This window comes from Micromonospora sp. NPDC047187 (assembly GCF_040643355.1).
In the GTDB taxonomy this organism is placed as follows: Bacteria; Actinomycetota; Actinomycetes; order Mycobacteriales; family Micromonosporaceae; genus Micromonospora; species Micromonospora salmantinae.
The window spans coordinates 402,976-427,111 of sequence record NZ_JBEYUF010000001.1 but is presented as its reverse complement, the minus strand read 5'-3'; the positions used below and the strand labels follow the sequence as shown (position 1 = coordinate 427,111).

The 24,136-nt window shown below is 69.1% G+C and carries 25 protein-coding genes; 10 read left to right on the top strand and 15 right to left on the bottom strand.

What is annotated here, in order from left to right:
* Positions 1-16: 16 nt before the first annotated feature.
* From ABZ794_RS01825 to ABZ794_RS01815, 3 genes are read right to left on the bottom strand one after another with little or no spacing between them, the layout of a single operon-like run.
* Entirely contained in the window at positions 17-580 is a 564-nt protein-coding gene (locus tag ABZ794_RS01825) for a GerMN domain-containing protein (protein ID WP_210780625.1), read from the bottom strand.
* Positions 577-1,932 (bottom strand): HAMP domain-containing sensor histidine kinase, encoded by a 1,356-nt coding sequence (locus ABZ794_RS01820; RefSeq protein WP_210780626.1) that lies wholly within the window; start codon positions 1,930-1,932, stop codon positions 577-579. The genes ABZ794_RS01825 and ABZ794_RS01820 overlap by 4 nt, the downstream gene beginning before the upstream one ends.
* Positions 1,929-2,618, bottom strand: coding sequence for a response regulator transcription factor (locus ABZ794_RS01815; RefSeq protein ID WP_210780627.1), 690 nt, complete (start codon positions 2,616-2,618; stop codon positions 1,929-1,931). The genes ABZ794_RS01820 and ABZ794_RS01815 overlap by 4 nt, the downstream gene beginning before the upstream one ends.
* Positions 2,619-2,772: 154 nt before the next feature.
* Here ABZ794_RS01815 and ABZ794_RS01810 point away from each other — a divergent pair, with 154 nt between their 5' ends.
* From ABZ794_RS01810 to nhaA, 5 genes are all read left to right on the top strand, one after another.
* A complete protein-coding gene (locus ABZ794_RS01810) occupies positions 2,773-3,189 on the top strand; it encodes an STAS domain-containing protein (RefSeq protein ID WP_210780628.1) in 417 nt (138 codons plus the stop codon).
* A gap of 152 nt (positions 3,190-3,341) precedes the next feature.
* Entirely contained in the window at positions 3,342-3,953 is a 612-nt protein-coding gene (locus ABZ794_RS01805) for an STAS domain-containing protein (RefSeq protein ID WP_210780629.1), read from the top strand.
* Between the two features lie 66 nt (positions 3,954-4,019).
* Positions 4,020-4,295, top strand: coding sequence for a GlsB/YeaQ/YmgE family stress response membrane protein (locus ABZ794_RS01800; protein ID WP_210780630.1), 276 nt, complete (start codon positions 4,020-4,022; stop codon positions 4,293-4,295).
* 169 nt (positions 4,296-4,464) lie between these two features.
* Complete coding sequence (locus ABZ794_RS01795) at positions 4,465-4,764, top strand: BON domain-containing protein (protein ID WP_210780631.1); 300 nt, start codon at positions 4,465-4,467, stop codon at positions 4,762-4,764.
* Between the two features lie 132 nt (positions 4,765-4,896).
* Complete coding sequence (gene nhaA / locus ABZ794_RS01790; protein ID WP_210780632.1) at positions 4,897-6,216, top strand: Na+/H+ antiporter NhaA; 1,320 nt, start codon at positions 4,897-4,899, stop codon at positions 6,214-6,216.
* 15 nt (positions 6,217-6,231) lie between these two features.
* Here the strand turns inward: nhaA and ABZ794_RS01785 are convergent, their stop codons facing one another.
* The 3 genes from ABZ794_RS01785 to ABZ794_RS01775 are packed head-to-tail and all read right to left on the bottom strand — an operon-like array spanning position 6,232 to position 9,034.
* The gene (locus tag ABZ794_RS01785) at positions 6,232-7,281 is read right to left on the bottom strand and encodes a helix-turn-helix domain-containing protein (protein WP_210780633.1); all 1,050 of its coding nucleotides are present in this window, start codon (positions 7,279-7,281) and stop codon (positions 6,232-6,234) included.
* A 60-nt stretch (positions 7,282-7,341) separates the two neighbouring features.
* Positions 7,342-8,130 (bottom strand): ABC transporter permease subunit, encoded by a 789-nt coding sequence (locus ABZ794_RS01780; RefSeq protein WP_210780634.1) that lies wholly within the window; start codon positions 8,128-8,130, stop codon positions 7,342-7,344.
* Entirely contained in the window at positions 8,108-9,034 is a 927-nt protein-coding gene (locus ABZ794_RS01775; protein ID WP_210780714.1) for an ABC transporter ATP-binding protein, read from the bottom strand. The genes ABZ794_RS01780 and ABZ794_RS01775 overlap by 23 nt, the downstream gene beginning before the upstream one ends.
* A 207-nt stretch (positions 9,035-9,241) precedes the next feature.
* Here ABZ794_RS01775 and ABZ794_RS01770 point away from each other — a divergent pair, with 207 nt between their 5' ends.
* On the top strand, positions 9,242-10,132 hold the full coding sequence (locus ABZ794_RS01770; protein ID WP_210780635.1) for an ABC transporter ATP-binding protein: 891 nt from the start codon (positions 9,242-9,244) through the stop codon (positions 10,130-10,132).
* Positions 10,129-11,730 (top strand): hypothetical protein, encoded by a 1,602-nt coding sequence (locus ABZ794_RS01765; protein WP_357513761.1) that lies wholly within the window; start codon positions 10,129-10,131, stop codon positions 11,728-11,730. The genes ABZ794_RS01770 and ABZ794_RS01765 overlap by 4 nt, the downstream gene beginning before the upstream one ends.
* A 203-nt stretch (positions 11,731-11,933) precedes the next feature.
* Here ABZ794_RS01765 and ABZ794_RS01760 read toward each other — a convergent pair whose 3' ends face one another.
* Positions 11,934-13,229, bottom strand: coding sequence for a cation:proton antiporter (locus ABZ794_RS01760; RefSeq protein ID WP_238688370.1), 1,296 nt, complete (start codon positions 13,227-13,229; stop codon positions 11,934-11,936).
* A gap of 365 nt (positions 13,230-13,594) precedes the next feature.
* Here ABZ794_RS01760 and ABZ794_RS01755 point away from each other — a divergent pair, with 365 nt between their 5' ends.
* Entirely contained in the window at positions 13,595-14,521 is a 927-nt protein-coding gene (locus tag ABZ794_RS01755) for a mechanosensitive ion channel family protein (RefSeq protein ID WP_357513759.1), read from the top strand.
* Positions 14,522-14,774: 253 nt separating this feature from the next.
* Here ABZ794_RS01755 and ABZ794_RS01750 read toward each other — a convergent pair whose 3' ends face one another.
* From ABZ794_RS01750 to ABZ794_RS01730, 5 genes are all read right to left on the bottom strand, one after another.
* Positions 14,775-15,053, bottom strand: coding sequence for a BON domain-containing protein (locus ABZ794_RS01750; RefSeq protein ID WP_210780638.1), 279 nt, complete (start codon positions 15,051-15,053; stop codon positions 14,775-14,777).
* 83 nt (positions 15,054-15,136) lie between these two features.
* Positions 15,137-15,565 carry a PRC-barrel domain-containing protein gene (locus ABZ794_RS01745; protein ID WP_210780639.1) on the bottom strand — a complete coding sequence of 143 codons (429 nt, stop codon included), beginning with the start codon at positions 15,563-15,565 and terminating at the stop codon, positions 15,137-15,139.
* Between the two features lie 192 nt (positions 15,566-15,757).
* The gene (locus ABZ794_RS01740; RefSeq protein WP_210780640.1) at positions 15,758-16,642 is read right to left on the bottom strand and encodes a glycine betaine ABC transporter substrate-binding protein; all 885 of its coding nucleotides are present in this window, start codon (positions 16,640-16,642) and stop codon (positions 15,758-15,760) included.
* A 78-nt stretch (positions 16,643-16,720) separates the two neighbouring features.
* Entirely contained in the window at positions 16,721-17,614 is an 894-nt protein-coding gene (locus ABZ794_RS01735) for an ABC transporter permease subunit (RefSeq protein ID WP_210780641.1), read from the bottom strand.
* Complete coding sequence (locus tag ABZ794_RS01730; RefSeq protein ID WP_307850420.1) at positions 17,611-18,858, bottom strand: glycine betaine/L-proline ABC transporter ATP-binding protein; 1,248 nt, start codon at positions 18,856-18,858, stop codon at positions 17,611-17,613. Before ABZ794_RS01730 ends, ABZ794_RS01735 begins: the two co-directional genes overlap by 4 nt.
* A gap of 626 nt (positions 18,859-19,484) precedes the next feature.
* Here ABZ794_RS01730 and ABZ794_RS01725 point away from each other — a divergent pair.
* A complete protein-coding gene (locus ABZ794_RS01725; RefSeq protein ID WP_210780643.1) occupies positions 19,485-21,461 on the top strand; it encodes an acyl-CoA dehydrogenase in 1,977 nt (658 codons plus the stop codon).
* A 140-nt stretch (positions 21,462-21,601) separates the two neighbouring features.
* On the opposite strand, the gene ABZ794_RS01720 is transcribed toward ABZ794_RS01725, so the two are convergent.
* Positions 21,602-21,808, bottom strand: a complete 207-nt coding sequence (locus ABZ794_RS01720) for a hypothetical protein (RefSeq protein WP_210780644.1) — start codon at positions 21,806-21,808, stop codon at positions 21,602-21,604.
* Positions 21,809-22,114: 306 nt separating this feature from the next.
* Between ABZ794_RS01720 and ABZ794_RS01715 the strand changes: the two genes are divergently transcribed.
* On the top strand, positions 22,115-23,617 hold the full coding sequence (locus tag ABZ794_RS01715; RefSeq protein WP_238688365.1) for a serine hydrolase domain-containing protein: 1,503 nt from the start codon (positions 22,115-22,117) through the stop codon (positions 23,615-23,617).
* 196 nt (positions 23,618-23,813) lie between these two features.
* Here ABZ794_RS01715 and ABZ794_RS01710 read toward each other — a convergent pair whose 3' ends face one another.
* Complete coding sequence (locus tag ABZ794_RS01710) at positions 23,814-23,936, bottom strand: hypothetical protein (protein WP_255750022.1); 123 nt, start codon at positions 23,934-23,936, stop codon at positions 23,814-23,816.
* A 14-nt stretch (positions 23,937-23,950) separates the two neighbouring features.
* Entirely contained in the window at positions 23,951-24,118 is a 168-nt protein-coding gene (locus ABZ794_RS01705) for a hypothetical protein (protein WP_210780645.1), read from the bottom strand.
* Positions 24,119-24,136 lie beyond the last annotated feature (18 nt).

Here is a 24,136-nt window from a genome sequence, read left to right as displayed (position 1 = left end):
GCAGTAGAGATGAAGGTCAACGGGGGGTGATCAGTGGTGCGAAATCGGCGCGAGTGAGGGGCTGGTCGGACAGAGAACCGTCTGCGCGCGGCACCCTCAGAGGTCGGCCCTCGCGGGCAAACGTGACGGTGGTGACGTCGTCACGGCTGGTGAGGGTACAAACGATTTGCCCGAAGGCGAGGACCTCGTCGCTGCGGCCGGCGTCGTCGCCGGGTTCGTCGACCCCAACGCGGGCCTGGGTACCGGTCACTGTGACACCGGCGGCGTTGACCGCTCCCGGCAGCGCGCTGGTCAAGTCGGTAGCGCGTTCGGCGGCGGTGGGCCCGGCCAGCAGATGCCGCAGTTGGTCCTCGATCGTTGGTGGCCGCTCGACGCGCCGGACGAAAGAGATGATGCGGTTGTCGCGGACAAAGCAGAGTGTTTCGGCGGCAGGGCCAACTGGTGCGCTGGTGTCGGCGGGCGCGGAACTCTGAAATGGCCCTTGTGGTGCCTGCACTACGCGAGGGGCATCGTCGGTGGGGATGCTGCAGCTTGTCAGCAGTGCGGCAAGCGCCATCACAGCGAGATGACGATGGTTCATGGCAAGCTCTCCGGCAGGGTGACACGGAAGCAGGCGCCTCCGCCGGGCCGGTCACCGACGGTGACGTGTCCGGCGTGTGCTGCGGCGTGCTGCGCGACCAGCGCGAGTCCGAGCCCTGTGCCGTCGCCGATGCCGCGGGTGTGAGCTGCTCGCCCCCGGACGAAACGGTCGAAGATCGCCTCGCGGTCCTCGACGGGCACGCCGGGTCCGTCGTCCTCGACCTCGATGATGCCGGCGCTACCGTCGCGGCCCAGCCGGACGCCTGCGGGAGCGCCTCCGTAGGTCACCGCGTTGTCGAGCAGGTTCGCCAGGACCTGCGCGACCCGGCGCCGCTCGACCAGCCACGTCGCCGGTACGTCGGGTGCGAGATGGACGAGCGTCGTGGGCAGGTCGAGGGCGCGGCAGGCATCGCGGGCCAGCCCTACGACGTCCACGGGGCCCCGGTGGGCGGGCTGGTCACTGCGGGCCAGGTCGATCAGGTCATTGACGAGCCGCTGGAAACGGTCGATCTCGTCGGCGACGAGCCCGGCCGCGATGGCGGTTCGTTCGTCCTGGTGTTCCCGACGGCGGGCCAGGACGCTGGCCGCCGCGGCGAGAGTCTGCAACGGGGAACGCAGTTCGTGGCTGACGTCGGCGGCGAAGCGCCGGTCCCGTTCGATGCGGCGGACCAACTGGTCGACCATCTGGTTGAACGAGGAGGAGAGGCGGGTGAGGTCGGGGTCGGTGGCGGGGTCGAGGCGGGCGGTGAAGTCACCGGCGGCGATCTTCTCGGCTGCGTCGGCCACAGCCGTCAGCGGCCGCAGCCCGTGTCGGGTGGCGTACCAGCCGAGGGCCGCGCCGGAGCCGGCGACCATGATCGCGACGGTGGTCAGCGCGAGCGCCAGGACCTGGAACGTCTGTTCCAGTTCCCGGAGCGAGTTGACCTCGAAGTACGTCGCGGACGAGGACAGGGGCACCCCGACGACCAGGACGGATTGGCCGTCGACGCGTACCCGCTGCACCGCGGGCTCGCCGGCCGCGACGACCCGACGCAGCTCAACCGGGATGGCAGCGGTGGTGCTGGGGTCGGCGGTACGGGCATACCACTCGCCGTCCAGATGCAGCACCGGCCGCCGACTCCCGCCCGTGTCCAGCGAACGAAGCACCTCCACCACATCGGGGGTGTCGGTGTCGAGGCCGGCGCGGACGACCGTAGCGTCGAAGTAGGCCGCGCGCAGGGCGGTGCGTTCCCGCTCGTCGAGCAGGGACCGGCGGGTCAACTCGTAGGAGATCAGGGCCATCGACGCCGAGAGCAGGAGCGCGCCGACGGCAAACGCGGCTGTCACCCGGGTACGCAGTCCGAGGCGTCTCATCGTTGCAGCTTGTAGCCCAGGCCCCGCAGGGTGACCAGGTACCGGGGGTTCGCCGGGTCTGATTCGATCTTCTGCCGCAGACGGCCGACGTGCACGTCGACGAGCCGTTCGTCGCCGCTGTCGTACCCCCATACTCGTTCGAGCAGTTGCTGGCGGGACAGCACCCGACCGGTGTGCTCGGCCAGCTCACAGAGCAGCCGGAACTCGGTACGGGTGACCGGTACGGGTTGGCCGGCTCTGCGCACCTCTCCCCCGTCAGGGCTTATCTCCAGCTCGCCGACCACGAGCACTGGCACCGGCTCCGGCGTGTGCCCCGCGACGCCGCTACGGGCCCGGCGACGCAGGGCGCGCAGCCGAGCGGTCAGTTCCTTGATCGCCACCGGCTTGACGACGTAGTCGTCGGCGCCGGCCTCCAGGGCGGCGACAATGTCGTGGGTGTCGTCGCGGGCGCTGACCACCACGATCGGGACATCGTCGTCACGGCGCAGCTGCCGAATGCATTCGAAGCCGTCGAGACCGGGCAGCATCAGGTCGACCAGCACGTAGTCGGCGGGGTCGCGGCGCTGAGCGCGCAGCCCCTCCTCGGCCGTGGCCGCGCCCACCGCGTCGTAACCCTCGTCCTCCAGTGCGAGCAACAACGCCAATCGGATGCGGTCGTCGTCCTCGATCACCAGTACGGCCGTCATACCCGGCATCATCCCCAGCCGACCGGCTCGGAGGCCAACCGTGGCGGCCGGTTGGCTGATTTGTCACGGAACTGTCACAGATCCGCGTGGTGGCCGCCAAACCCGCCCGGCAGGGTGACAGGCGACCGGATCCGCGAGGGAGAGGGGTGTGCCTGTGACAGGGCCACTGGCAACTACGCCATGCACGCTGCCGCTGGTCGAGGTGCGCGTCACCGAGTTCAACCTCGCCTGCCTGCCGGCGACCGGAGCCGTGTTCGACCGCCTGCTCGCCCTGCATCCCGCACAGGTGGTGGTCGACCTGTCTGGGTGCCGGCACATCGACGCCGCTGCCATCGGCCTCCTGCTCGATGTGCACCGGCGGTTGGCCCGTGCCGACGCGGTCCTCACCGTCCGCGATCCGAACCCGCGCATCCGGCGCATCCTGCACGCCGCCCGCCTGGACCAGATCCTGCCGGTCGTCGACACCGCCCCATCGTCGCTGCCCGGCACCCCGCCGGGCATGCAGGCACCCACCCGCACCCAGCCGACGCTGGTCGCTCATGGTCGCGCCTCGGTAAAAGTCGCTCACTGACGACCGCCCAGCGGGCTTCCCTGCCCACCATCGGGCGCAACGGCTGTCAGCGCAGGAAACGTCGCGCTCGAGAGCCGGGCCTCCGCATCAGCTCTGCACGATCGCCGTGTCCCACCCCATCGGTGGACATGGCCCCAGGAAGGACCAGCAGAATGACCGTTGTCCCGGACGACCACCTGATGACCCTGATCTGCGACACCTGCGGCGACACCGTCACGGCCACCGCGTGTGTGCTCCCCGATGCCGAGGTCGTCTGGACCCTGGTGTCCGAACAGGGATGGAGCGGTTCCCCCTTCGCTACCGGCCCGCACCGCTGCCCACACTGCAGCCTCCTGCCGCTCCCTGGTGGCGGCAACGCGTCGTGCGGCGACCACGGTCCTGGCGGGATCCTCGGCATCGACCACCTCGACGACGTGACCGTTGTCGCCGCCGGCGGTGACGTCGATCTCGACACCGGGGACACCCTGCGCACCGCCCTGCGGCACGCAGCCGACATGGGCGGGCACGTCGTGGTCGACCTGAGCCGAGTACACCTCATCGACTCCACCGGCCTCGGTCACCTCGTCCGCGCCCACCGCGAAGCCCGAGATCGTGGGGCCACACTCTGTCTGGCCGCGCCGTCGCGGTTCATCCGCACCGTCCTGCACACGATGCGCCTGGACGGAGCCTTCCCCATTTTCGACAGCCGCGAAGACGCCCTCGCCCAACTGTCCAACGGGTCGGTGTCGGAACGGCCAACCGCCACCGCCGCCACGCGTTATTGATCGAATCTCGAGAACCGGCCCTCAGTTGTCGTAGCACTCGTACTTGAAGGAGATCCGAGGGAGCCCATGAGCATCGTTGGTCTCGTCACCACGCTCCTCGTCGGCGTCGCTGTCGGCCTGCTCGGCAGGCTCGTCGTCCCAGGACGCCAGGAGACCCCGATCTGGCTGACCGTGTCCGTCGGGGTAGTCGCCGCGCTGGCGGGCAGCATCGTCGCCCGTCTCGCGGGTGTCGATACCAGCACCCTCAACCTCATGACACTGGTCGTCCAGGCCGGCCTCGCCGGCATCGGCGTCGTACTCGTCGTGGCCACCGCCAGGCCCGACCCATCCGATTCCGCCTGAACCGGAGACGACGCAGCACCAGCACCAGAAGGCCGGCCCCAAGCGCGGTCAGGCCGGTTTCCGCTCACGTTCATGAGTCCCATCCGATCGGGTTCCTGACCGGCCTGAGGACGTCACTGGCTCGCCGTCCGCTATCCCGCCCGGCCTCGTCACACTGAAGGAGCTGACCATGTACATGCCATGGCCGTTGCCCGATGAGAACTGGTTCGCCGACACCTCGCGCCAGCCCGAGCCGGACCACGAGGACCGGAGACTGGAGGCGCTGGTCGCACAGCGGTTGAGCATCGACTGGACCACGCGGCGCCAGCAGATCACCGTCGCCGTGCAGAACCGAGTCGTCATCCTCGCCGGCGTGGTGAGTGACGCGAACGCGCGGCAGGTCGCGGCGGACCTCGCCTACGACGTGCCGGGCATCTTCGACATCTGCAACACACTGCGGCTCAGCGGCCCGCGGCGTAGCCACCGGTGACTCCGGCAGGATGACACGCTCCCGTTCTCAGGGGCGGTGACAGGCTGACGGTCGTCGTTTGGCTACCGTAGTAGCCGGTGTGCCGGGAAGACTGGTCGGCGACTTCGTCACCGACCCCACCGGAGGACCACGATGAGCCGCCCACCGGCGAACCACACGCCACTCCTGCTCAGCCGCAGGAGTTGGCCTGAGGTACGCCGGATCGGAGACATTCTCCGGACCGAAACGGTCGGTGGGGTGCTGCTGCTGGTCGCCGCCGTGCTTGCTCTCGCCTGGGCGAACTCTCCCTGGTCCGACGGGTACCGCTCGCTCGCCGACGTCACCGTTGGCCCCGAGACGCTGCATCTGGACCTCTCATTGGCGCAGTGGGCCGCCGATGGCCTGCTAGCGATCTTCTTCTTCGTCGCCGGGCTGGAACTCAAGCGCGAGTTCGTCGCCGGTGATCTACGCGAGCCCCGCCGGGCGATGCTGCCCGTCGCCGCCGCACTCGGCGGAATGACGCTGCCGGCGCTGATCTACGTGGCGTTCAACGTCGGGGCCGGCAACGGGGCGTTGACCGGATGGGCCATCCCGACCGCCACGGACATCGCGTTCGCCCTCGCCGTGCTCGGCGTGATCAACACCAGCCTGCCCTCGGCGATGCGCACGTTCCTGCTCACCCTCGCGGTGGTCGACGACCTGCTGGCCATTGTGATCATCGCGGTCTTCTACACCAGCTCCCTGCACTTCGGGCCGCTGCTGCTCGCGCTGGCCCCGATGGCGCTGTTCGCTCTACTTGTTCAGCGCCGGGTGAGGTCCTGGTGGCTGCTGCTGCCGCTGGCCGCCACGACGTGGGCGCTGGTGCACGCCTCCGGGGTGCACGCCACCGTCGCCGGGGTCGCGCTGGCCTTCACCGTGCCGGTGCTACGCCGCAAGCCGGGACCTGGCCCTGGCCTGGCGGAGCACTTCGAACACCGCATCCGGCCCCTGTCCGCCGGGGTCGCGGTACCGGTGTTCGCGTTCTTCGCCGCCGGAGTCTCGGTAGCCGGGGCGGGCGGCCTCGGCGCAACCCTGACCGACTCGGTCGCCCTGGGCGTGATGGTGGGGTTGGTGGTGGGTAAGGCGGCCGGCGTTCTCGGTGCCACCTGGCTCGTGCAGCGGTTCACCCGGGCCCGGCTCGCGGAAGGGCTCGCCTGGTGGGACATGGTGGGGTTGGCGCTGCTGGCCGGGGTCGGTTTCACCGTGTCGCTGCTGATCGGCGAGCTGGCGTTCGGCGCCGGCACCGAACGCGACGACCACTCCAAGATCGGTGTTCTGCTCGGGTCCCTGCTGTCAGCGCTGCTGGCAACCGTCGTTCTACGCGCTCGTAACCGGCATTACCAGGGAGTCTGCGCCTTGGAGGAGCGTGACAGCGACGCCGACGGGGTGCCAGACGTCTACGAGGAGCAGCCGACCAGGACGACGCCGTCCTGATCTGGCGCTCCTGGGCTATGGCGGCCAGCCGAGCAGTCGAGCGCCGAGTACGGCTGTTTGCAGGGTGAAGCGTTGGGTCGGCTCGCCGGGGTGGTAGCCGGTCAGATCCCGGATGCGGTCGAGTCGATAGGTGATCGCCCGGACGGACAGGTGCATCTGCCGAGCGGTCGCGGTGTGGTTGCCCTGGTTGTCGAAGAGCACGGTCAGGGTCTCCAGGTACGGCTCGGCACCGCCGCGCGCCGTCGTCAGTGGCCCGAGGACCGTGGTCACCAGGTCGATGATGGCGTCGCGGTCACGCAGCAGCACGGGGAACACCAGCAGGTCGGCGGCATTGAGGACGGGCGTGGTGAAGCCGAGCCTGACGGCGTAGTCGAGGGTGTGGCGGGCCTCGTCGAGGGACGTGGCCAGGCCCTGGATCCCGGGTTGGGTGCGACCGACGGCAATCTGCCAGTTGCCCGCACCGAGTTCGGTGAGGAGCAGGTGGGCGAGTTCGGCCGCGATGCCGCGTAGTCCGCCGGCGCTGATGCAGACCACGTCGCCGTCGCGAAGGGTGGTGAGGGTGTTGCCTTCGCCGAACCTGGAGGCCAGCGCGGCGTCGACGCGGTGGGTAATGCGGGGAGTCAGGCCGGCCGCACGGGCGATGAGGACGGTGTGGGTGGCCGACAGGCGGATGCCGTATCGGTGTGCGCGCTCGGCCAGACCGCCCGGGTCGGCGCGGCCGGTGAGCAGGTCGTTGACGAACGCGGCACGTTCGTCGTCGTGGCGATCCAGCTCGGCGCGGTTCTGCCGGTTATACCCGTCCACGGCGTCGGTGAGCAGGACACGGGCGGCGTCCAGGAGCGTCTCGGCGCGGGAATGCACTGCGACGGCGGTGTCCGTCGGCGCGACCGGGGTGGCGCTCCAGTGGGCAGTGGTGGCATCCAGCAGGCCGGTAACAAGCTCGCGCAGCGTCAGCCCCTCATCCGCTGCGCGGGCACCCAGGTTGACCGCTGCCTGACGTCGGGCACTGGCCGGGAGGCACAGCAGATCCTGGCAGTCGCCTGCCAGCCAGTTGTCGTCGCTCATGGGCTGTTCCTTGTCGGCGTGCTGGTGGCCGCCGGTGAACGCCGGCCACCAGCCTCAGGTTTACACACCGATGTCGCGGCGGTCGAACACGAGGACTCCGGCGGTCGTGGTTGCCGCACCGAGGAGCACGAGGGTGAGCAGCTCGGCCGGGTGCCAGCCGGTGTGCAGCGGGTCCGTGCCGATGAAGTAGTGAAACGGTGAGAGCCAGCGCACCCAGTGCCACCCGTCGAGCATGCCGCCGATGGCGTTGGCCATGTAGGTGGCCACGGCAAGGCCGCCGGTGGTCGCGAGGACGGCAGCGCGTTTTCCGGTGGTGGCGCCGACGAGGAAGGCGATGCCGGCGAACGTCCACACCAGGGCGACCAGGCCGGCGGACGCGGCGGCGACGTTGGACAGGGGGATGTCCATGCCGATCCAGGGAACAATGATCATCAGCAGTATCCCCGGGATGGCGGCGATCCCGGTGAGCGCGCTGCCCGCGGCGGCCACCCGTTGCCAGGCGAAAGTGGCTCGCGAGACCGGGTTGGCCAGCATCAGCTCCATGCCACCGTCCTCCTCCGGCCGAGCGATCGTGCGGGCGGTCAGCGTGATGGCGCACATCAGGACCAGCAGTGGGCCGACCAGGCTGAAGATGGTCGCCTGCAGATAGCCGGCGGGCGACAGCATGTCGGCGATGCCGAGGAAGTCCAGCATGCCCTGGGGCAGCGCGTCCTGCTTCAGCTCCGCGGCTCCCTGGAACTGGCTGTAGAACGAGGTGTAGATGGCGGTGAAAGCGGCGACGCCACCGGCCCACCCGATCAATGCCAGGCGGTCGTCACGCCAGGTCTTACGCACCAGCGCGGGAAGCATCGCCGGCTCCTTCCCCGTGGTAGTAGAACGACAGGAACGTCTCTTCGAGGTCGGGTTCGGCAGACAACATGTCCACCACCTCATGTCGTGCCGCCGCCTTGATCAGCGGGTCGATGCGGCCGTCGACGGTGCATTTCAGCACCGGGCCGGACACCACCACGTCACTGACTCCGGGCAGGACACTGAACTCCGCCGGGTCCACCGGGTCATCGAAGTGAATCTCGACGGCGCGGACCGCCCGCTTCCCCAGTGACTCAACCCGCTCGACCGCGGCCAACTGCCCATCGCGGACGATGGCCACCCGGTCGGCCACCTGCTGCACCTCGGCCAGGACATGAGAGGACATGAAGACGGTCTGCCCAGCACCACTGGCGTCGCGGACCATGGCCAGGAACTCCTGCTGCATGAGTGGATCCAGCCCACTTGTCGGCTCATCCAGGACCAGCACCGCCGGCCGGTGCATGAACGCCTGCACCAACCCGACCTTCTGCTTGTTGCCCTTACTCATCGTCCGTACCGAGCGCGAGAGGTCCAGGTCGAGCCGCTCCGCGAACTCGGTCACCTGCGACCAGGCCACGTCGCCGCGTGCTACGGCGAAGAAGCGCAGGAGATCTTCCGCCTTGTCCCGCCCGGGAAACACGAGCTCGCCGGGCAGATAGCCGATCTGACGGTGCAGTGCGGCCTTGTCCTTGCGTGGGTCGAGCCCGAGCACAGTCGCGTGTCCACGAGTGGGGCGCAGAAAGTCCAACAGCAGGCGGATCGTGGTTGTCTTCCCGGCTCCGTTCGGTCCCAGGAATCCCACCACCTCCCCGGCGCGAACCTCCAGGTTGAGCCCTTCGATGCCGCGGCGCTGACCATAGAACTTGGTCAGGTCCTCGGTGAGTAGGGCGACGTCGCTTGTCATGCCGACATCGTCGCGGGCTTTCCTTGCCGGCATCCAGGTCAGCATCCGGCCGACATAACGCTGAGGCGGTTGCCGAACATCGGAAGGTCTTGGCCCGAACGCCAGCCCGGGCGGCGTACGCGCCGCGACCGCCGGGAGTACTCTCACGTCAGGTGCGCCGGGAAGTCTGGTCGGCAGTCATGTCGTGCTGCGGCTCTGGAGGCTCCGATGAGCGTTTCTGCCCTGCGTACCGAAAATCTTTCCAAGCGTTATGGGCGGCTACTTGCCCTCGATGGCCTCAGCCTCGACGTCGCGGCGGGCGAGGTGTTCGGTTTTCTCGGCCCCAACGGCGCCGGGAAGTCAACGACGATCCGGCTGCTGCTCGGCCTTGCCCGACCCACCTCCGGACGGGCGTGGATCTTCGACACCGACGCCGCCGACGTTGCCGCCGCCCACCGCAGGCTCGCCTACGTGCCCGCGGATGTGGCGCTGTGGCCACGGATGACCGGCGCCGAGGTGCTGGACCTGCTCGCCCGCATCGGCCCCGGCACGGACACCGCCTACCGCGACGAGCTCATCCAACGATTCGCGCTGGACGTGTCCAAACCGGCCGGCACCTACTCGACGGGCAACCGGCAGAAGGTTGCTCTGATCGCGGCGTTCGCCACCCGGGCACCGCTGCTGGTGCTGGACGAGCCGACCAGCGGCCTGGACCCGCTCATGGAACTGCAGTTCCGGCAGGCAGTAGGGGTTGCCCGCGACAACGGGCAGACGGTGTTCCTCAGCTCCCACCAACTCGCCGAGGTCGAGGCCGTCTGCGACCGCGTCGGCATCCTGCGGGCAGGTGAACTGGTGGAAGTGGCATCTGTCGCGCAGCTGCGCCAATTGCACCACACCGAAGTGACCGCAACGTTCACCGGCACACCACCGAACCTCGCCGGCATCCCCGGCGTCGACGACGTACACGAAGACGCTGCGACGTCTGTGCGGTTCACCCTGAGCGGCTCCCCCGCCGCGGCGCTGCGCGCCCTGGCCGACGCTGACGTGGCGACGATAGTCGTCCGCGAGCAGAGCCTGGAGGAGATCTTCCTCGCCTACTACGGGCAGAACGCCCGATGATCGCGACCACGACGGCGCCAGCCCGCCCGCAGCGTGTGCTCAGAGGGCTCGCGGTGCGCCAGGTGCGCCGTGGTGCCCTGGTCGTGACCGCTGTCTGCGCGGGGATGTCCGCGCTGGTGGCCGTCGGCTACCACAGCGAGGCGCTGGATCCGGCCGCCTTGGCGGCGCTGGCCCGCAACCCCGCGATCCGCACACTGTTCGGTGAGCCCGTCGCGCTCGACCAGGCGGGCGGATTCACGGTGTGGCGCACGGGCACCGTCCTGGCCGTCCTGCTCGGTGTGTGGGCGATGCTGAGCGCTACTCGGATCACCCGTGGTGAGGAGGACGCTGGCCGGTGGGGTCTGTTGCTGTCCGGCCGCATCACCCTCGCCGAGGCGGTCCGCCAGCATCTCGGTGTGCTGGCCGTCGTTCCGATCCTCGTTGGGGTGGCGACGGCGGTGGCGATGATCGCTGCAGGCGTGGGCGAAACCGGTTCGTTGTTGCACGGCAGCGCCCTCGCTGCCGTCGGGCTCTTCTTCGTCGCCGTCGGGGGCGTCACCGCGCAGCTGTTCGTCAGCCGGTCGGCTGCCAACGGTGTCGCGGCCACCGTCCTGGTCGTCGGGCTCCTCATGCGGATGGTCGGTGACGGTGTACCAGCGCTGGCCTGGCTCCGGTGGCTGTCGCCGTTCGGGCTGTTGGCGCTGACCCGCCCGTTCGACACTAATCGCGGGTTGCCGGTGTCGGTGCTGGCGTTCGCCGCGGTGCTGCTGCTGGCCCTCGCCGGTCGGCTCGCGGCGCGGCGTGACGTCGGCGCGGGAATCCTTGCGACGCCCGGCAGCCGGCCGGCGCGTACCGCCCTGCTCGGTTCGGTGGTCGCCTTCGCAGTACGGCGCACCATGCGACCGCTGGCCGCCTGGTCGGCCGGGATCGGCGCGTACTTCCTGCTCCTTGGCCTGATCGCCCGGTCCATGACCGAATTCCTGACCGGCAACCCCGAGTTCGCGACCATGGCGGCCCAGGCTGGTTTTCCGGCGCTCGGCACGGTCGAGGGCTACGCGGCGACCCTGTACGCGCTGCTGGCCGTTCCGGTCGGGGTGTTCGTCGCCGTGCGGCTCGCCGCCACCGCCGCGGACGAGAACGCCCGGCGTCTCACCCTGCTGCTGGCCGCACCGGTGACCCGGGCACGGCTGTTGGCCGCCGAAGCGGCCGTCGCTGGCTGCGCCGCGCTGGCCCTGATCACGGTCGCGGGCATCGCCATGTGGGCCGGCACGGCCACTGTCCATGCCGGCCTCGCGCCCGGCGACGCGCTCGCCGGCGCCTGGAACGTCGTACCGGTCGTGCTGCTGTGTCTGGGAGCTGCCGTCCTGGCGCTCGGATGGGCGCCGCGCACCGTCGCAGCGATCGGCGCTCTTCCGGCCGCCGGCGGGTTCCTGTGGCAGGTCCTTGCCGACAGCGTCGACGCGCCCTCCTGGATCCGTGCGCTGTCCCCGTTCGCACACCTGGCCGCGGTGCCGGCCACCGCACCGGCATGGCCACCAGCGTTGGTGATGGCCGGCATCGCCGCAGCAGGAGTGGTCGCCGGCGCGATCGGCTACCGCCGGCGCGACCTGAGTGCCTGACCAGCCCCATCACAAACACGGTCGGGGGTGTGGCGCACTCAGACGTCGGGTCATCCACCTGCAGACCGCCGGCTCGGTGGCGTCTCAGAGCACGCGAGTCGTCGTGCGAGCCGTGACCGTGCCGTCCTCCCCCGCCATGGTGGCGCTCGCGCTTGACGTCGGCCTCGGTGGCAATGTCATCGCCGTCAGCGCCACCCGCTCCGCTACTTCGCGTTTGCCTGACCGTCCTCGGCCTCACCGTCGATATCCGGCGCGGCAACCGCCGCAGGGTCGCCGGCAGGCCGACGCGGGACCGCTATCCGCCGACGCACCCGGCGCAGCGCGTCGTGCCAGTTGGGCGTGTCGCGGGTGTCGTCAAAGGCCTGAGCGATCACGACGTCGGTCGAGGAGTGCGCCAGGATCGAGATGACGATCGTGAGCGCGACCAGGTGGAAGATCTCGTCCGCTGCGGCGATGCCGGACTCGACTACCAGCAGGCCGTAGACCACCGAGGCGAAGCCCTTGGGCCCGAACCACATGGCGGCCGCCTGCTCCCGCAGGCTCAGCCCGGAGCGCAGGAACGAGATCCACAGTGCGATCGGGCGGGCGACCACGATGGCCAGAACGGCGAAGACCCAACCGGTCCAGGAGATGTCACCGAGGAACTCCACCGAGATCAAGGCACCGAACACCAGCAGCGCCCCCAGCTTGAGCAATTCGGCGATGTTCTCCCCGAAGTGCTCGAACGCCGCACGTTCCCTGGGTCCGAAGGACGCCACCGTGATACCGGCAGCGAAGGCGGCAAGGAACAAATTGCCGTGGGTAGCCTTGCCGAGCGCCAGCACCAGCAGCCCGATCGCGACCCCGTTCAGCGGCGCGTACGCCGCCGAGGCAGCGAAGAAGCGGGTTCGCTCCAGCGCGAGCGCCGCCAGCGGCACCAGCACCCCGATCGCCAGGCCGACCGCCAGTTCAGTGGTCAACTCACCCAGGTGCAGGTTGTCGGAGCCGGCCGCGACCGCGAGCAGCACCACCACGAACGGCAGCGCGAGTCCGTCGTTCACCCCGGACTCGACGTTGAGGAGGTGCCGCAGCCGCGCGGGCACCTTGTCGTTGCCGACCAACGCGGCCGCGAACACCGGATCCGTGGGCGCCAGGATCGCCCCGATGAGGAGGGCCTCCGCCCAGCCCAACCCGGCCACATAGTGCGCCAGCACTGCGGTCACCAGCAGCGTCAGCGGCAGACCCCAGCCCAACGCCCGGCCGGGCAGCCGCCACGCGCTGCGCAGGTCCGCCCAGCCCACGCGCATCCCGTCGCTGAACAGCACCGCGAACAGGGCCAATTCGGCCAGTTGAGCCACGATCGGCGAGTCGGCCTGCAGGTGCAACACCCCGGTGGTGTCCTCACCGAGGGCGAAGCCGGCGACCAGGAACAGCGCCGCCGTGGACAGGATCGTCCGGTGCGCGAGCGCCGACACGAGCACGGCGACGAGCAGGACAGCGGCGAAGCAGAGGAGCAGCACAGGAAACCTCCGGGACGCAGGGTTCAACACGGTGCCGACCAGACTTCCCGGCGCTCCACAGACCTCGCAGATCATAACGGCCCGCCGACGGTGCCGTTCTCGGCGTGCGGGAACGCAACGGCGGTGGCCGGGACGCTCGGCGGCCTCACCGACGGCGGCGATCAGGCCCAGCACGACAACGGCATCCATCGAGACCCGAGGCGGTGGCCGTCCCGCCGGGTCAACCGTCCGGACCGCACCACCCTTCCGGCTGGGCTTGCCCCGCACCAGGGCGTTTCCCCAGATTCCGCCGCAGGCGGCTGCCTATGGTTGAACCGACGCAAGGGATATCAAGCGGCTGTTGCCGCCGAGGATGGGCATGCGGTATGGAGCGGTTGCTGGAGGCTGTCTGGGACACGAGCAGCGTGAGTGGTCGCCTCGTGACCAGCGTCGTGTTGATCGTGCTGGCCGTTGTCCTCGCCGGGGTCGCTGGTCGCCTGGCCACCCTGCGGGTCGCAGGCACCAGCAACCGCTACTACCTGCGAAAGGCCGTGCACTACCTGACCGTCGTGGTATTGCTGTTCGCACTGGCGCTGCTGTGGCAGCCGTTCGCCGGCCGGATCGGCGTGGTCGTCGGCCTGCTCGCCGCCGGTCTCGCGCTGGCCATGCAGGAGGTCATCGGCGCGTTCGCCGGATGGATCAGCATCCTCACCGGGCGGCAGTACCGCGTCGGTGACCGCATCCAGATGTGTGGGGTACGTGGTGACGTCCTGGACATCACCCCACTACGCACCCGCATCCTGGAAAGCGGCTCCTCCTCCGACCCGGAATCCTGGATCCGCGGACGCCAGTACACCGGACGGGTGGTATCCCTGTCGAACCACCTCGTCTTCACCACCCCGGTGTACAACAGCAGCACCGTGCTGGACCACCTGTGGGAAGATCTGACGCTACCCATCCCCTACGAAGCGGACTGGCACCTCGCCGAACGCATCCTCTGCGAGGAGGCGCAGACCATCTCCTCAACCGTCGAGGCGCGACACGCCATCGAACAGATGCGCCGCCGCTACCCAGTCGCCGAGGCAGAGGTCGACCCGCGCGTGTTCGTCCGCGCCACCTCAAACTGGGTCGAACTGTCGGCACGATTCGTCGTGCCCGTACGCGCCGCCCGACAGGTCAAGGACCAAGTCACCCGACGAGTACTGGACCGCTTCGCGGAAAACGCCATCAAGGTGGCATCGGTGACACAAAGCATCACCATCCACCCACCGCAACCGCTGGAAACCGTCAGCGTTCCGACCAACGGCCGTTGACGGTCTCCTTGTGCCTTGCCGGGCATGGAATATGAGCTCGACAAACGACCCGCAGCTGTGGCGATCACCGACCACGGCAACATGCACGGCGCGAACGACGGTGGCGGATCTGGGCCATCTGGCCGATGGCGCCGGGAGGTTGAGGGCAGCCGGTCCGATGGTCGTCATCAGACCGGCCCGCCCTCACCAGCGGCCACCGGCATGTGCTGTGGCCGGGGAGCCCACCGTCAACGGTGTCCGTTGGAGCCGACTGTCACCGCTCCAAGGGTCGTAGCCGGTTGTTGACGTCGTGCACACCCGCAGTGTTCCAGGCGCGCGCGTGGGCCTCCCTACTCACGTCGGCACACGTGACCACGCCGTCCAGGATGACCACGCGGTTCTGCACTTCGATGCAGATGCGTTCGTGACGTAAGCGGGGATGGCGCTGCATGCTCTCCAGCAGCCGGCAGGCCAGCCGGGCATCCTCAGAGGCCGGCTGGACCTGGATCAACGATGGAAGATCCTCGGGCAGAAACCAGGGGACGTAGGTCATGACGTTCCCTCACAGATGATTCGGCGTTTCGGCGGGTCGTGTCCGGCCGCCGAAACACCGGCCGGTCGGGGGACAGCCGAAACTCAGCGTCGGGTCGGGGGCACCGGGTACGGCGCCGCAACCCCACGCGGGCTAAAGAACGGCGCGTAGCCGTAATACCAGTACACGTCCTGGTAGTAGCCGGTTTCCTCGACGACCTCCGGGTCGTACGTTGGGGCCTGCTCGATCTTCTCCCGAGTCAGGTCGACCCGCACGGTGTCGTCGGTGACGTCACTGACCGCCTCGACGGGGAGGAACGTCGCGGTCGCGCCGATGCCGAGGATCCCCCCGTGCTCGACGCGCAGGAACCGCACCTTGTGCTCCTCGCGATCGATCAGCAGGTCATCGACCTTGCCCAGGTCGTCACCGTCGACGTCGAGGACGCGTCGACCGCGCACGTCGTGCTCGGCATCCGCGATCGTCTGCCCGGAGTCACTGAGCTTGACCAGAATCGCCGTCGTGTCGTGTGGCATGAGCTGCTCCTTCCGTAGCGTCTGATTCTTATTCGCTACCCAAGGAGCGGCCGGGACTAGACGACGAAACGATGACGCTTCCGGCCCGTTTTCGTGACGGCTCACCGTGCCCGTTCGTGACGGGACGTCGAGCGACTGGCGGAGACGACGAGGGGCCCCGCCGAACCGGCGGGGCCCCTCGAGTCATGCGGTTCAGGAAAGCGTGTTGGGATACTCCGGGTTGGCCTTCAGCCACTCCTCGACGGCCTTCTCCTCGTCGCCCTTATGGGTGTTGAACATCAGGTCCTCCAGGGACGCGAGCTGCTCACCGTCCATCTTGAACTTCTTCAGCATCGCGGTGACCTCGGGGAAGTCCTTGCCGAAGCCGGTGCGGGCGAGTGTGTTGATCTGCTCGGCCTGGCCGAGGGTGCCCTTGGGGTCGGTGAGGTCCTTCAGGTCGTACTTGGCGTAGGCCCAGTGCGGGTGCCAGAGGGTGACAACGATCGGCTTCTTGTCGGCGATCGCGCCGTCCAAGGCGGCCAGCATCGCCGGCGTGGAGGAGGTCTTCAGCTTCAGCTTGCCGTCCAGGCCGTACTCGGGGATGACCTTCTCCTGGGTGGCCTTGGTCAGGCCTGCACCCGGCTCGATCCCGATGATTTCCCCGTCGAAGCTGCCGGCCTTGCCGGCCAGGTCAGCCAGCGAGTTGACGCCCTCGACGTATTTCGGCACGGCGATGCTCAGGCTGGCGTCGTCGTACCAGACGCCGAGCTTCTCCAGCTTGTCGCCGTACTTCTCCAGGTAGGAGGCGTGCGTCTGGGGTAGCCAGCTGTCCAGGAACAGGTCGATGTCGCCGTTGGCGAGACCGCCGTAGACGAGACCGGCCTCCAGGTTCTTGAGTTCGACCTCGTAGCCCTTGTCCTGCAGGATGTCCTGCCACAGGTGGGAGGCCGCGATCGCCTCGTCCCAGGCCATGTAACCAATGGTGATCTTCTTGCCGTTGTCGGACGCGTCGTCCTGCTCGCCGCAGGCGGCAGCACCACCGAGAGCCAGGGTGGCGGTCACCGTGAGCGCGAGGGCGCGCTTCAGTGTCGTGAACAAAAGGGTTGTCCTCCTCTTTCGGGTATGCCGGCGGACCCCGCGTACGCGGGAAAGGGGATTGCCGGCGGAGAGCGACGGTCAGGCGGCCTGCCGCGCGAGGCGTTGCGCCCGGGCGGACGGGAAACGGTCGCCCGCCGAGTCGGTGAGGCGGTCGAGGACCACGGCGAGGATCACGACCGCGATCCCGCCTTCGAAGCCGCTGCCCACCTCGACCTGAGACAACGCGAACATGATCACGTCGCCGAGGCCGCCGGCGCCCACCATGCCGGCGATCACCACCATGGACAGGGCCAGCATGATGACCTGATTGACGCCGGTCATGATCGTGGGCAGTGCCAGCGGCAGCTTGGTCCGCAGCAGCACCATCCACGGCGGCGCACCGAAGGACTCGGCGGCCTGGACGATTTCCTTGTCGACCTGGCGCAGACCCAACTCGGTCAGGCGTACGCCGGGCGGCATGCTGAAGACCAGGGTGGCCAGCACGCCCGGCACGGTGCCGATGCCGAAGAAGAAGATCGCCGGAATGAGGTAGACGAACGCGGGCATGGTCTGCATCAGGTCCAGCACCGGCCGGGCCACCGCGGAGGCCCGCTTGTTCTCGGCGACGAGCACACCCAGCGGGATAGCCATCAGCAACGCCAGAGTGCTGGCGACGAGCACCTGCGCGAGCGTGCTCATGGTCTCCTCCCAGTACGGCATTCCGGCCACCAGGCCGAGGCCCAGCGCGGTACCGAGGGCGAACTTCCACCCGCGCAGCCACCAGCCGAGCCCGGCGAGCACCAGCACGACCACCACCGCCGGTACGCCGGTGAGCAGGTCGTTGAGCGGTCGCACCAACGCCTCGACCACGGCGGCGACACCGTCGAAGAACGGGCCGAGGGTGGCGGTGGCCCAGTCGACGGCGGACTCGGTCCAGGCGCCCAGCGGCACCCGGGGCAGCCAACTGTCCAGCGGCGACTGCGTCCGGCTCATGCCGGCTCTCCCTTCGTTCCGACCAGTTCCACCTGGTCCTGGCCCTGCGTCGGCTCGTCCGGGGTCGCGGCGGCCAGCGCACTGAGCAGCGTGATCCGGGGAATCACCCCGATCAGCCGGTCACGCTCGTCGAGAACAGCCACCGGGTGCTGACTCTCCGCGCAGTCGGCGAAGAGGTCGGCCACCGAGGTGTCCGCGGTGACAGTGCGGACCCGCTCGGTCGACACGTAACCGTCGAGGTGGGGACGACCCTCGCGGAGCGCCCGCAACACCTCGTCCTCGGTGACCGTGCCGAGGAACCGCTTCATCGGACCGGTCACGTAGACCACCGAGGTTTGGCTTTCCCGCAACGCCTTGGCGGCGACCCGCGGACCGGCGTTGACGTCGAGCACCTGCTGGGGCTTCTCCATCACCGACGCGGCGGTGAGGATCCGGGTCCGGTCGACGTCGGCGACGAACTGCGCCACGTAGTCGTTGGCCGGGTCGGTCAGGATCTCCTCGGCGGTGCCGATCTGCACGATCCGACCGTCCCGCATCACCGCGATCCGGTCGCCGAGCCGCATGGCCTCGTTCAGGTCGTGCGTGATGAAGATGATCGTCTTGCCCAGTTCGGCCTGAAGCTCCAGGAGCTGGTCCTGAATCTCCCGGCGGATCAGCGGGTCCAGCGCCGAAAACGCCTCGTCCATCAGCAGAATCTCGGTGCCGGCCGCGAGCGCGCGGGCCAACCCGACCCGCTGCCGCATGCCGCCGGAAAGGTCGTGCGGCAGATTGTCCGCCCACTCCGTCAGGCCCACCATGCGCAGCGCGTCCATGGCCCGCTCACGCCGCTCGGCCTTGGGTAGCCCGGCGACCTCCAGCGCGTACCCGGCGTTCTCCAGCACCGTCCGATGCGGCATGAGCGCGAAGTGCTGGAACACCATGCTGATCTTCTCGCGGCGCAGCTTGCGCAGCGCCGCCGGCCTGAGCGTGGTCAACTCGACCCCATCGACCCGCACGCTTCCCCTGGTGGGCTGCAGCAGGCCGTTGAGCATCCGGATCAGGGTCGACTTTCCGGAACCGGAGAGGCCCATGACGACGAAGATCTCGCCGGGGCGCACCTCGAAGTTCGCATCGATCACCGCGGCCGTGGCCGGCAGCCCGGCGAGCGCCTCGGTGCGGGGCTTGCCGTCCGCCAGGCGTCGTACCGCTTCGTCAGCCCGGCTGCCGAAAATCTTGTAGAGCGACTGCACTATGAGCGCGGACACGATCCCCCTCTCGACGGAAACCGGCTGGCGTATCGCATCACCGGCGCCATCTTCGCGTCTCTTCATCGATATCAACATCGATCACATTCCGCGGGTCACATAGGCCCGGCGGCGAAACCTACCGATGCTCTCGCCACAAATCCAGTTGGCACCGCAGGGTTGTGGATATGCACACAAAAATTCGCGAGTACCGGTGCCAGACTGGCCGTCCGGCGGATGTTGCGCAACCCATCGCCCACATCGGTCAGACCAGGCAGGATTGATGCAGCCTGCGCCGATCGTCCCGCTGGATCGCCTCCCACCAGCGAGTCGACGCCGACCGGGGAGCAGTTCCAGAATGTGTTGGGGTTGATAGAGAACTGTCATACAACTGTCATATTCCATCGTGGCTCGATCGCGTAATCTCATCTGCGGTGCAGTGCCGCAGCTTCCGATTGCGGCCCGGTTCGGGGACACCGTCCCCATTCAGCCGACACCCAAAATCGTCGAGACAAGCGATCAGGCAGGCGTGGGGTCACGTGATCGGTGCGCCCTCTCACCACGGTCTCCCTCAGCGACTCACCGAGGCGTCGGTATTCTTGGTTGGGCACTGCCGACACCATTGCCGGTCAGCTGAGGGGGGAACCATGCTCGATCAGATCGACCTCGCTCGCCTGCGGGACGTGCTCGACGGACCGTGGGCCAAGGTGCGCAATGCGCACCGGGAGCACCTCGACGAGCGCTTCCTCCCGGTGTACGGCGAGACCGGTGACCAGGCACGGGAGCGGATCACCCGGTTGCTCACCGAACTCCCCGCCGAGCTGGGTATGGCGTCGGCCTTCCCCACCGAGTACGGCGGCAGCTCCGACGTCGGCGGCTCGATCATCGCCAGCGAGATGCTGGCGCAGGTCGACCTGTCACTGATGGTCAAGGCCGGAGTGCAGTGGGGCCTGTTCGGCGGCGCGGTCGCGGCCCTCGGCACCCGCCGCCACCACGACGCGTACCTCCGGGACATCGTCTCCGGCACCATCTTCGGCTGCTTCGCCATGACCGAGACCGGGCACGGCTCCGACGTCCAGCAGCTGCGCACCACCTGCACGTACGACCCGCAGACGCAGACCTTCGACCTGCACACCCCGCACGAGGCGGCCCGCAAGGACTACATCGGCAACGCCGCCCGGGACGGGCGGATGGCGGTGGTCTTCGCGCAGCTGGTCACGAACGGCCGGCGGCACGGCGTACACGCGTGGTTGGTGCCGATCCGCGACGCGCAGGGCAACCCCCTGCCTGGCGTGCGCATCGGCGACGCCGGGCCCAAGGCCGGCCTGCTCGGCGTGGACAACGGGCGGCTCACCTTCGACCACGTACAGGTGCCGAGGGACATGCTGCTGGACCGCTACGGTCAGGTCGCACCGGACGGGACGTACTCCAGCCCGATCGAGAACGACTCCCGACGCTTCTTCACCATGCTCGGCACCCTGGTCCGCGGCCGGGTGAGCGTCGGCGGCGCCGCGTCGGCGGCCACCAAGTCGGCGCTGACGATCGCGGTGCGCTACGGCGACATCCGCCGCCAGTTCGGCACCCCCGACGTCGGCCGGGAGGTGCTGCTCAACGACTACCTGGCCCACCAGCGCAAGCTGCTGCCCGCCCTGGCCACCGCGTACGCGCTGCACTTCGCCCAGACCGAGCTGGTCGCCACGCTCAGTGAGGTGCAGGGCGGCGACGGGCCGGTCGACGAACACCAGCAGCGGGAGTTGGAGTCCCGGGCCGCCGGTCTCAAGGCCGCGCAGACCTGGCATGCGACCCGCACCATCCAGATGTGCCGTGAGGCGTGCGGCGGTGCCGGCTACCTGGCCGAGAACCGGCTACCCAGCCTCAAGGCCGACACCGACGTCTTCACCACGTTCGAGGGCGACAACACGGTGCTGTTGCAGCTGGTGGCCAAGGGACTGCTCACCGGCTACCGGGACGAGTTCGGCTCGCTGGACGGCTGGGGGCGTGCCTCGTTCGTCGCCGAGCAGGTCCGCGAGATGGTGCTCGAACGCACCGCCGCGCGGTCGCTCATCGAGCGGCTGATCAGCGCCGTACCCGGTCGCGACGACGAAGTCGCCGTCACCGACCGAGGCTGGCAGCTGAAGGTTTTTGAGGACCGCGAGAGGCACCTCCTCGACGGCGCGGTCCGCCGCCTGCGCAACGGCGCGGCCACCAAGAAGGACCGCCCCTTCGACATCTTCAACGACGTCCAGGACCATGTCCTGACCGTCGCCGCCGCGCACATCGACCGGATCACCCTGGAGGCGTTCGTCGCCGGCATCGAAGACACCGCCGATCCGGCGGTCCGGGCGCTGCTCTCCCGGGTCTGTGACCTGTACGCGCTCAGCGTCATCGAGGCGAACAAGGGCTGGTTCCTGGAGCACGGCCGGCTGACGCCGGCGCGGGCCAAGTCCATCACGGGCGTGGTCAATGCACTGCTCAAGGAGCTACGCCCGCACCTACGAACGCTCGTGGACGGTTTCGCCATCCCGGACGCCTGGCTGCACTGCGCGATTCTGACCGAGGAACCCGGCCGGCAGGACACGATGGCCGCTCATGACGCCGGTGATCGACGGGTAGTACCAGCGTAGGCAGAAGGCTCGGGAGTCTTCAGGGCCAGATGACTTCCCTGCGGTGAGGTGACGTCCGCTGCGATCGACGTGCTGGGTGATCCGCCGGGTGGAGGGCTGGTGGTGGGCCGCTGCCGGGTGGTGGTGACGCCGGACCTGCGCTACGCCCCGACGAATTCCTGTGGCGTTGTGGGAACGAGGTAGCCCACCGCCGCCACCCCCAGCAGGGCCAGCACCACGGAGACCGCCAACAGCCAAACCTCACCCGACGACGTCCCAGCCGGGCGTGCCTCCGGGTCGGCCAGCAGGTCCTCATGCGTCGCCCGGTCGAGCTCCAGCCCTCGCCGGAACCCCCACCGGCCGATCATTCTAGTGCCGCGCCACGGAGCCAGCGCGGGGTCGTACACGTCCAGGCCTCCCGGCGCGCAACCGACGGAGCCGGATGAGCGCGATTGCCGGAGGGTCTCTCGACGGCCCGACATGCCGCGCTGTACGGCATCGGTGAGCCCTTCGGGCGCGGTGACCTCTTCGCCTGTTGCTCCCCATCTGCTTCCCCGACCCCCGGCTCGTGACCGGGCTGCTGCCGCCGGGTTGGGATGGACGGTGCTGCACATCGTTGGGAAACGGATCGTGGCTGCTGGTCCCAGCGGCCTCGGTTCACGCCGACGCCCGGCGTGCCCGACCTGCTGCCACGGCCCCGGCCATCATTGACTGCCCTCACGGACGCCACGCCTTATCAGCGGCAGATCCAGACGCTTCAGATCGTTACGGGGCAGTGCAGGCCGCCCGGTAGATTTGCCCGCATGTCACCGATCCCGACGCAACTGCTACCCGAAACCCGACGTGCGCTGGTCCACCGGCTGGCCACTGGTCAGGTAGCGGGTAGGGCGCCTTCGGTCGTCGCTGCCGTGGTGCGTGACGGTGGTCCTGTGTGGATGGGCGGGTGGGGAACGGTGGACGGCAGGGTGCCGGATGGCAACCTCCAATACCGGATCGGCTCGATCACCAAGACTTTCCTGGCGGTGCTGGTGCTGCGCCTGCGCGACGAGGGGCGACTCGCGCTTACCGACCCGCTGGCCGAGCACCTGCCCGGCACGGCGGTGGGCCATGCCACGGTCGGTGCGCTGCTGGCGCACACCGCCGGGCTGATCGCCGAGGCGCCCGGCCCATGGTGGGAACGAACCCCGGGCACGCTGCGGCCCGACCTGGCCGACGTGCTGGGCGACGATCCGCAGGTGCATCCGGCCGGACAGCGCCACCACTACTCCAACCCCGGCTATGCGCTGCTCGGCGCACTGGTGCAACGGGTTCGGGGTCAGGCGTGGGGCGAGGTGCTACGGCGCGAGGTGCTGGACCCGCTCGCGATGACCCGCACCACCCTGCTGCCGGTCGCGCCGCATGCCACCGGCTGGGCAGTGCATCCCTGGGCCGATGTGCTCCTCGCGGAGCCCGCCGTGGACACCGGTCTGATGGCGCCTGCCGGGCAGCTGTGGTCGACCGCAACGGACCTGGCCAGGTTCGCCGCGTTCCTCATCGACGGCGACGACCGGGTGCTCCATCCCGACACCGTCGCCCAGATGCGCAACCCGGCGAGCCCGCCGGAGGCGACGGACTTTGACAGCGGCTACGGGCTCGGCATGCAGTTGCTGCGCCGCGACGGCCGACTGTTGTCCGGGCACACCGGCTCGATGCCGGGCTTCGTCGCGACCGTGTGGGTCAGCCCCGATGACGCTCTGGGCGCGGTCGTGATGGGTAACGTGACCGCTGGCCTGTCCGCCGGTACTCTCGCCGCTGATCTACTGCAGACGGTCGCCGAGCGGGAGCCGCGGATCCCTGCGCCGTGGCGACCGCTGCCCTCGGTTGACCCACAGCTGCTGGATCTCGCCGGCCCGTGGTATTGGGGGCCGGCCCCTTATGCGCTGCGCCCGCAGGCTGATGGCTTCCTGGAGCTGACACCGCTGTCCGGCGGGCGCGGCACGCGGCTGCGCCCCACCGGCGACGGTGGCTGGGAGGGGATCAACGGCTACTTCGCCGGCGAACGGCTGCGGGTGCACCGCGACGCGGCTGGCGCCGTCAGTCACCTCGATCTTGGCACCTTCATCTTCACCCGGCAGCCCTACGACAGTGCGGCGCCAGTGCCCGGCGGCATCAACCCTGCCGGCTGGCAGGCCGGCTGACCTCACGAACGCGGCAAGGCCTGACCACTCGCACGCAACCGACCGGGGGCCCGGTCCTGCCACGCCCACGCGTACATCCACCCGTCGCCTGGTCCCGGACACGGGAGCGCGTCAATTCACGTACATCCGGAAGAACCGCGCTGTGCTGGCGTCGTCAAGCCTCCCACGGAGTAAGCGATCAGCTGTCCTCTCGCGGTTACTCGGGGTGCTGCTTCGGGGCGCGCAGCGCCTGCCACAGCGTGCGGTAGAAGGCGGGGTGGTGCAGTACCTGGTGTTGAAGCTCGACCGCGTGGGTGTACATGGCGGCTAGCAGCAGCACGCCTGCGACGACCGCTACCGGCTCCGGACGCAGGGCGAGGGTGGCCCGGCTCCGGTGATCAGGGCCAGGACACCGAGCTTGCAGAGGAAGACGCGCTCGTCGGCGCCGGTGGTGCGGGCGCGGGCGAACAGCAGGGTGGGCGCGGGGGTAGGGAGGGACGCGGGCGCGGCGGTGAGCGTCATGGTTCTTCCTCGGTGGCG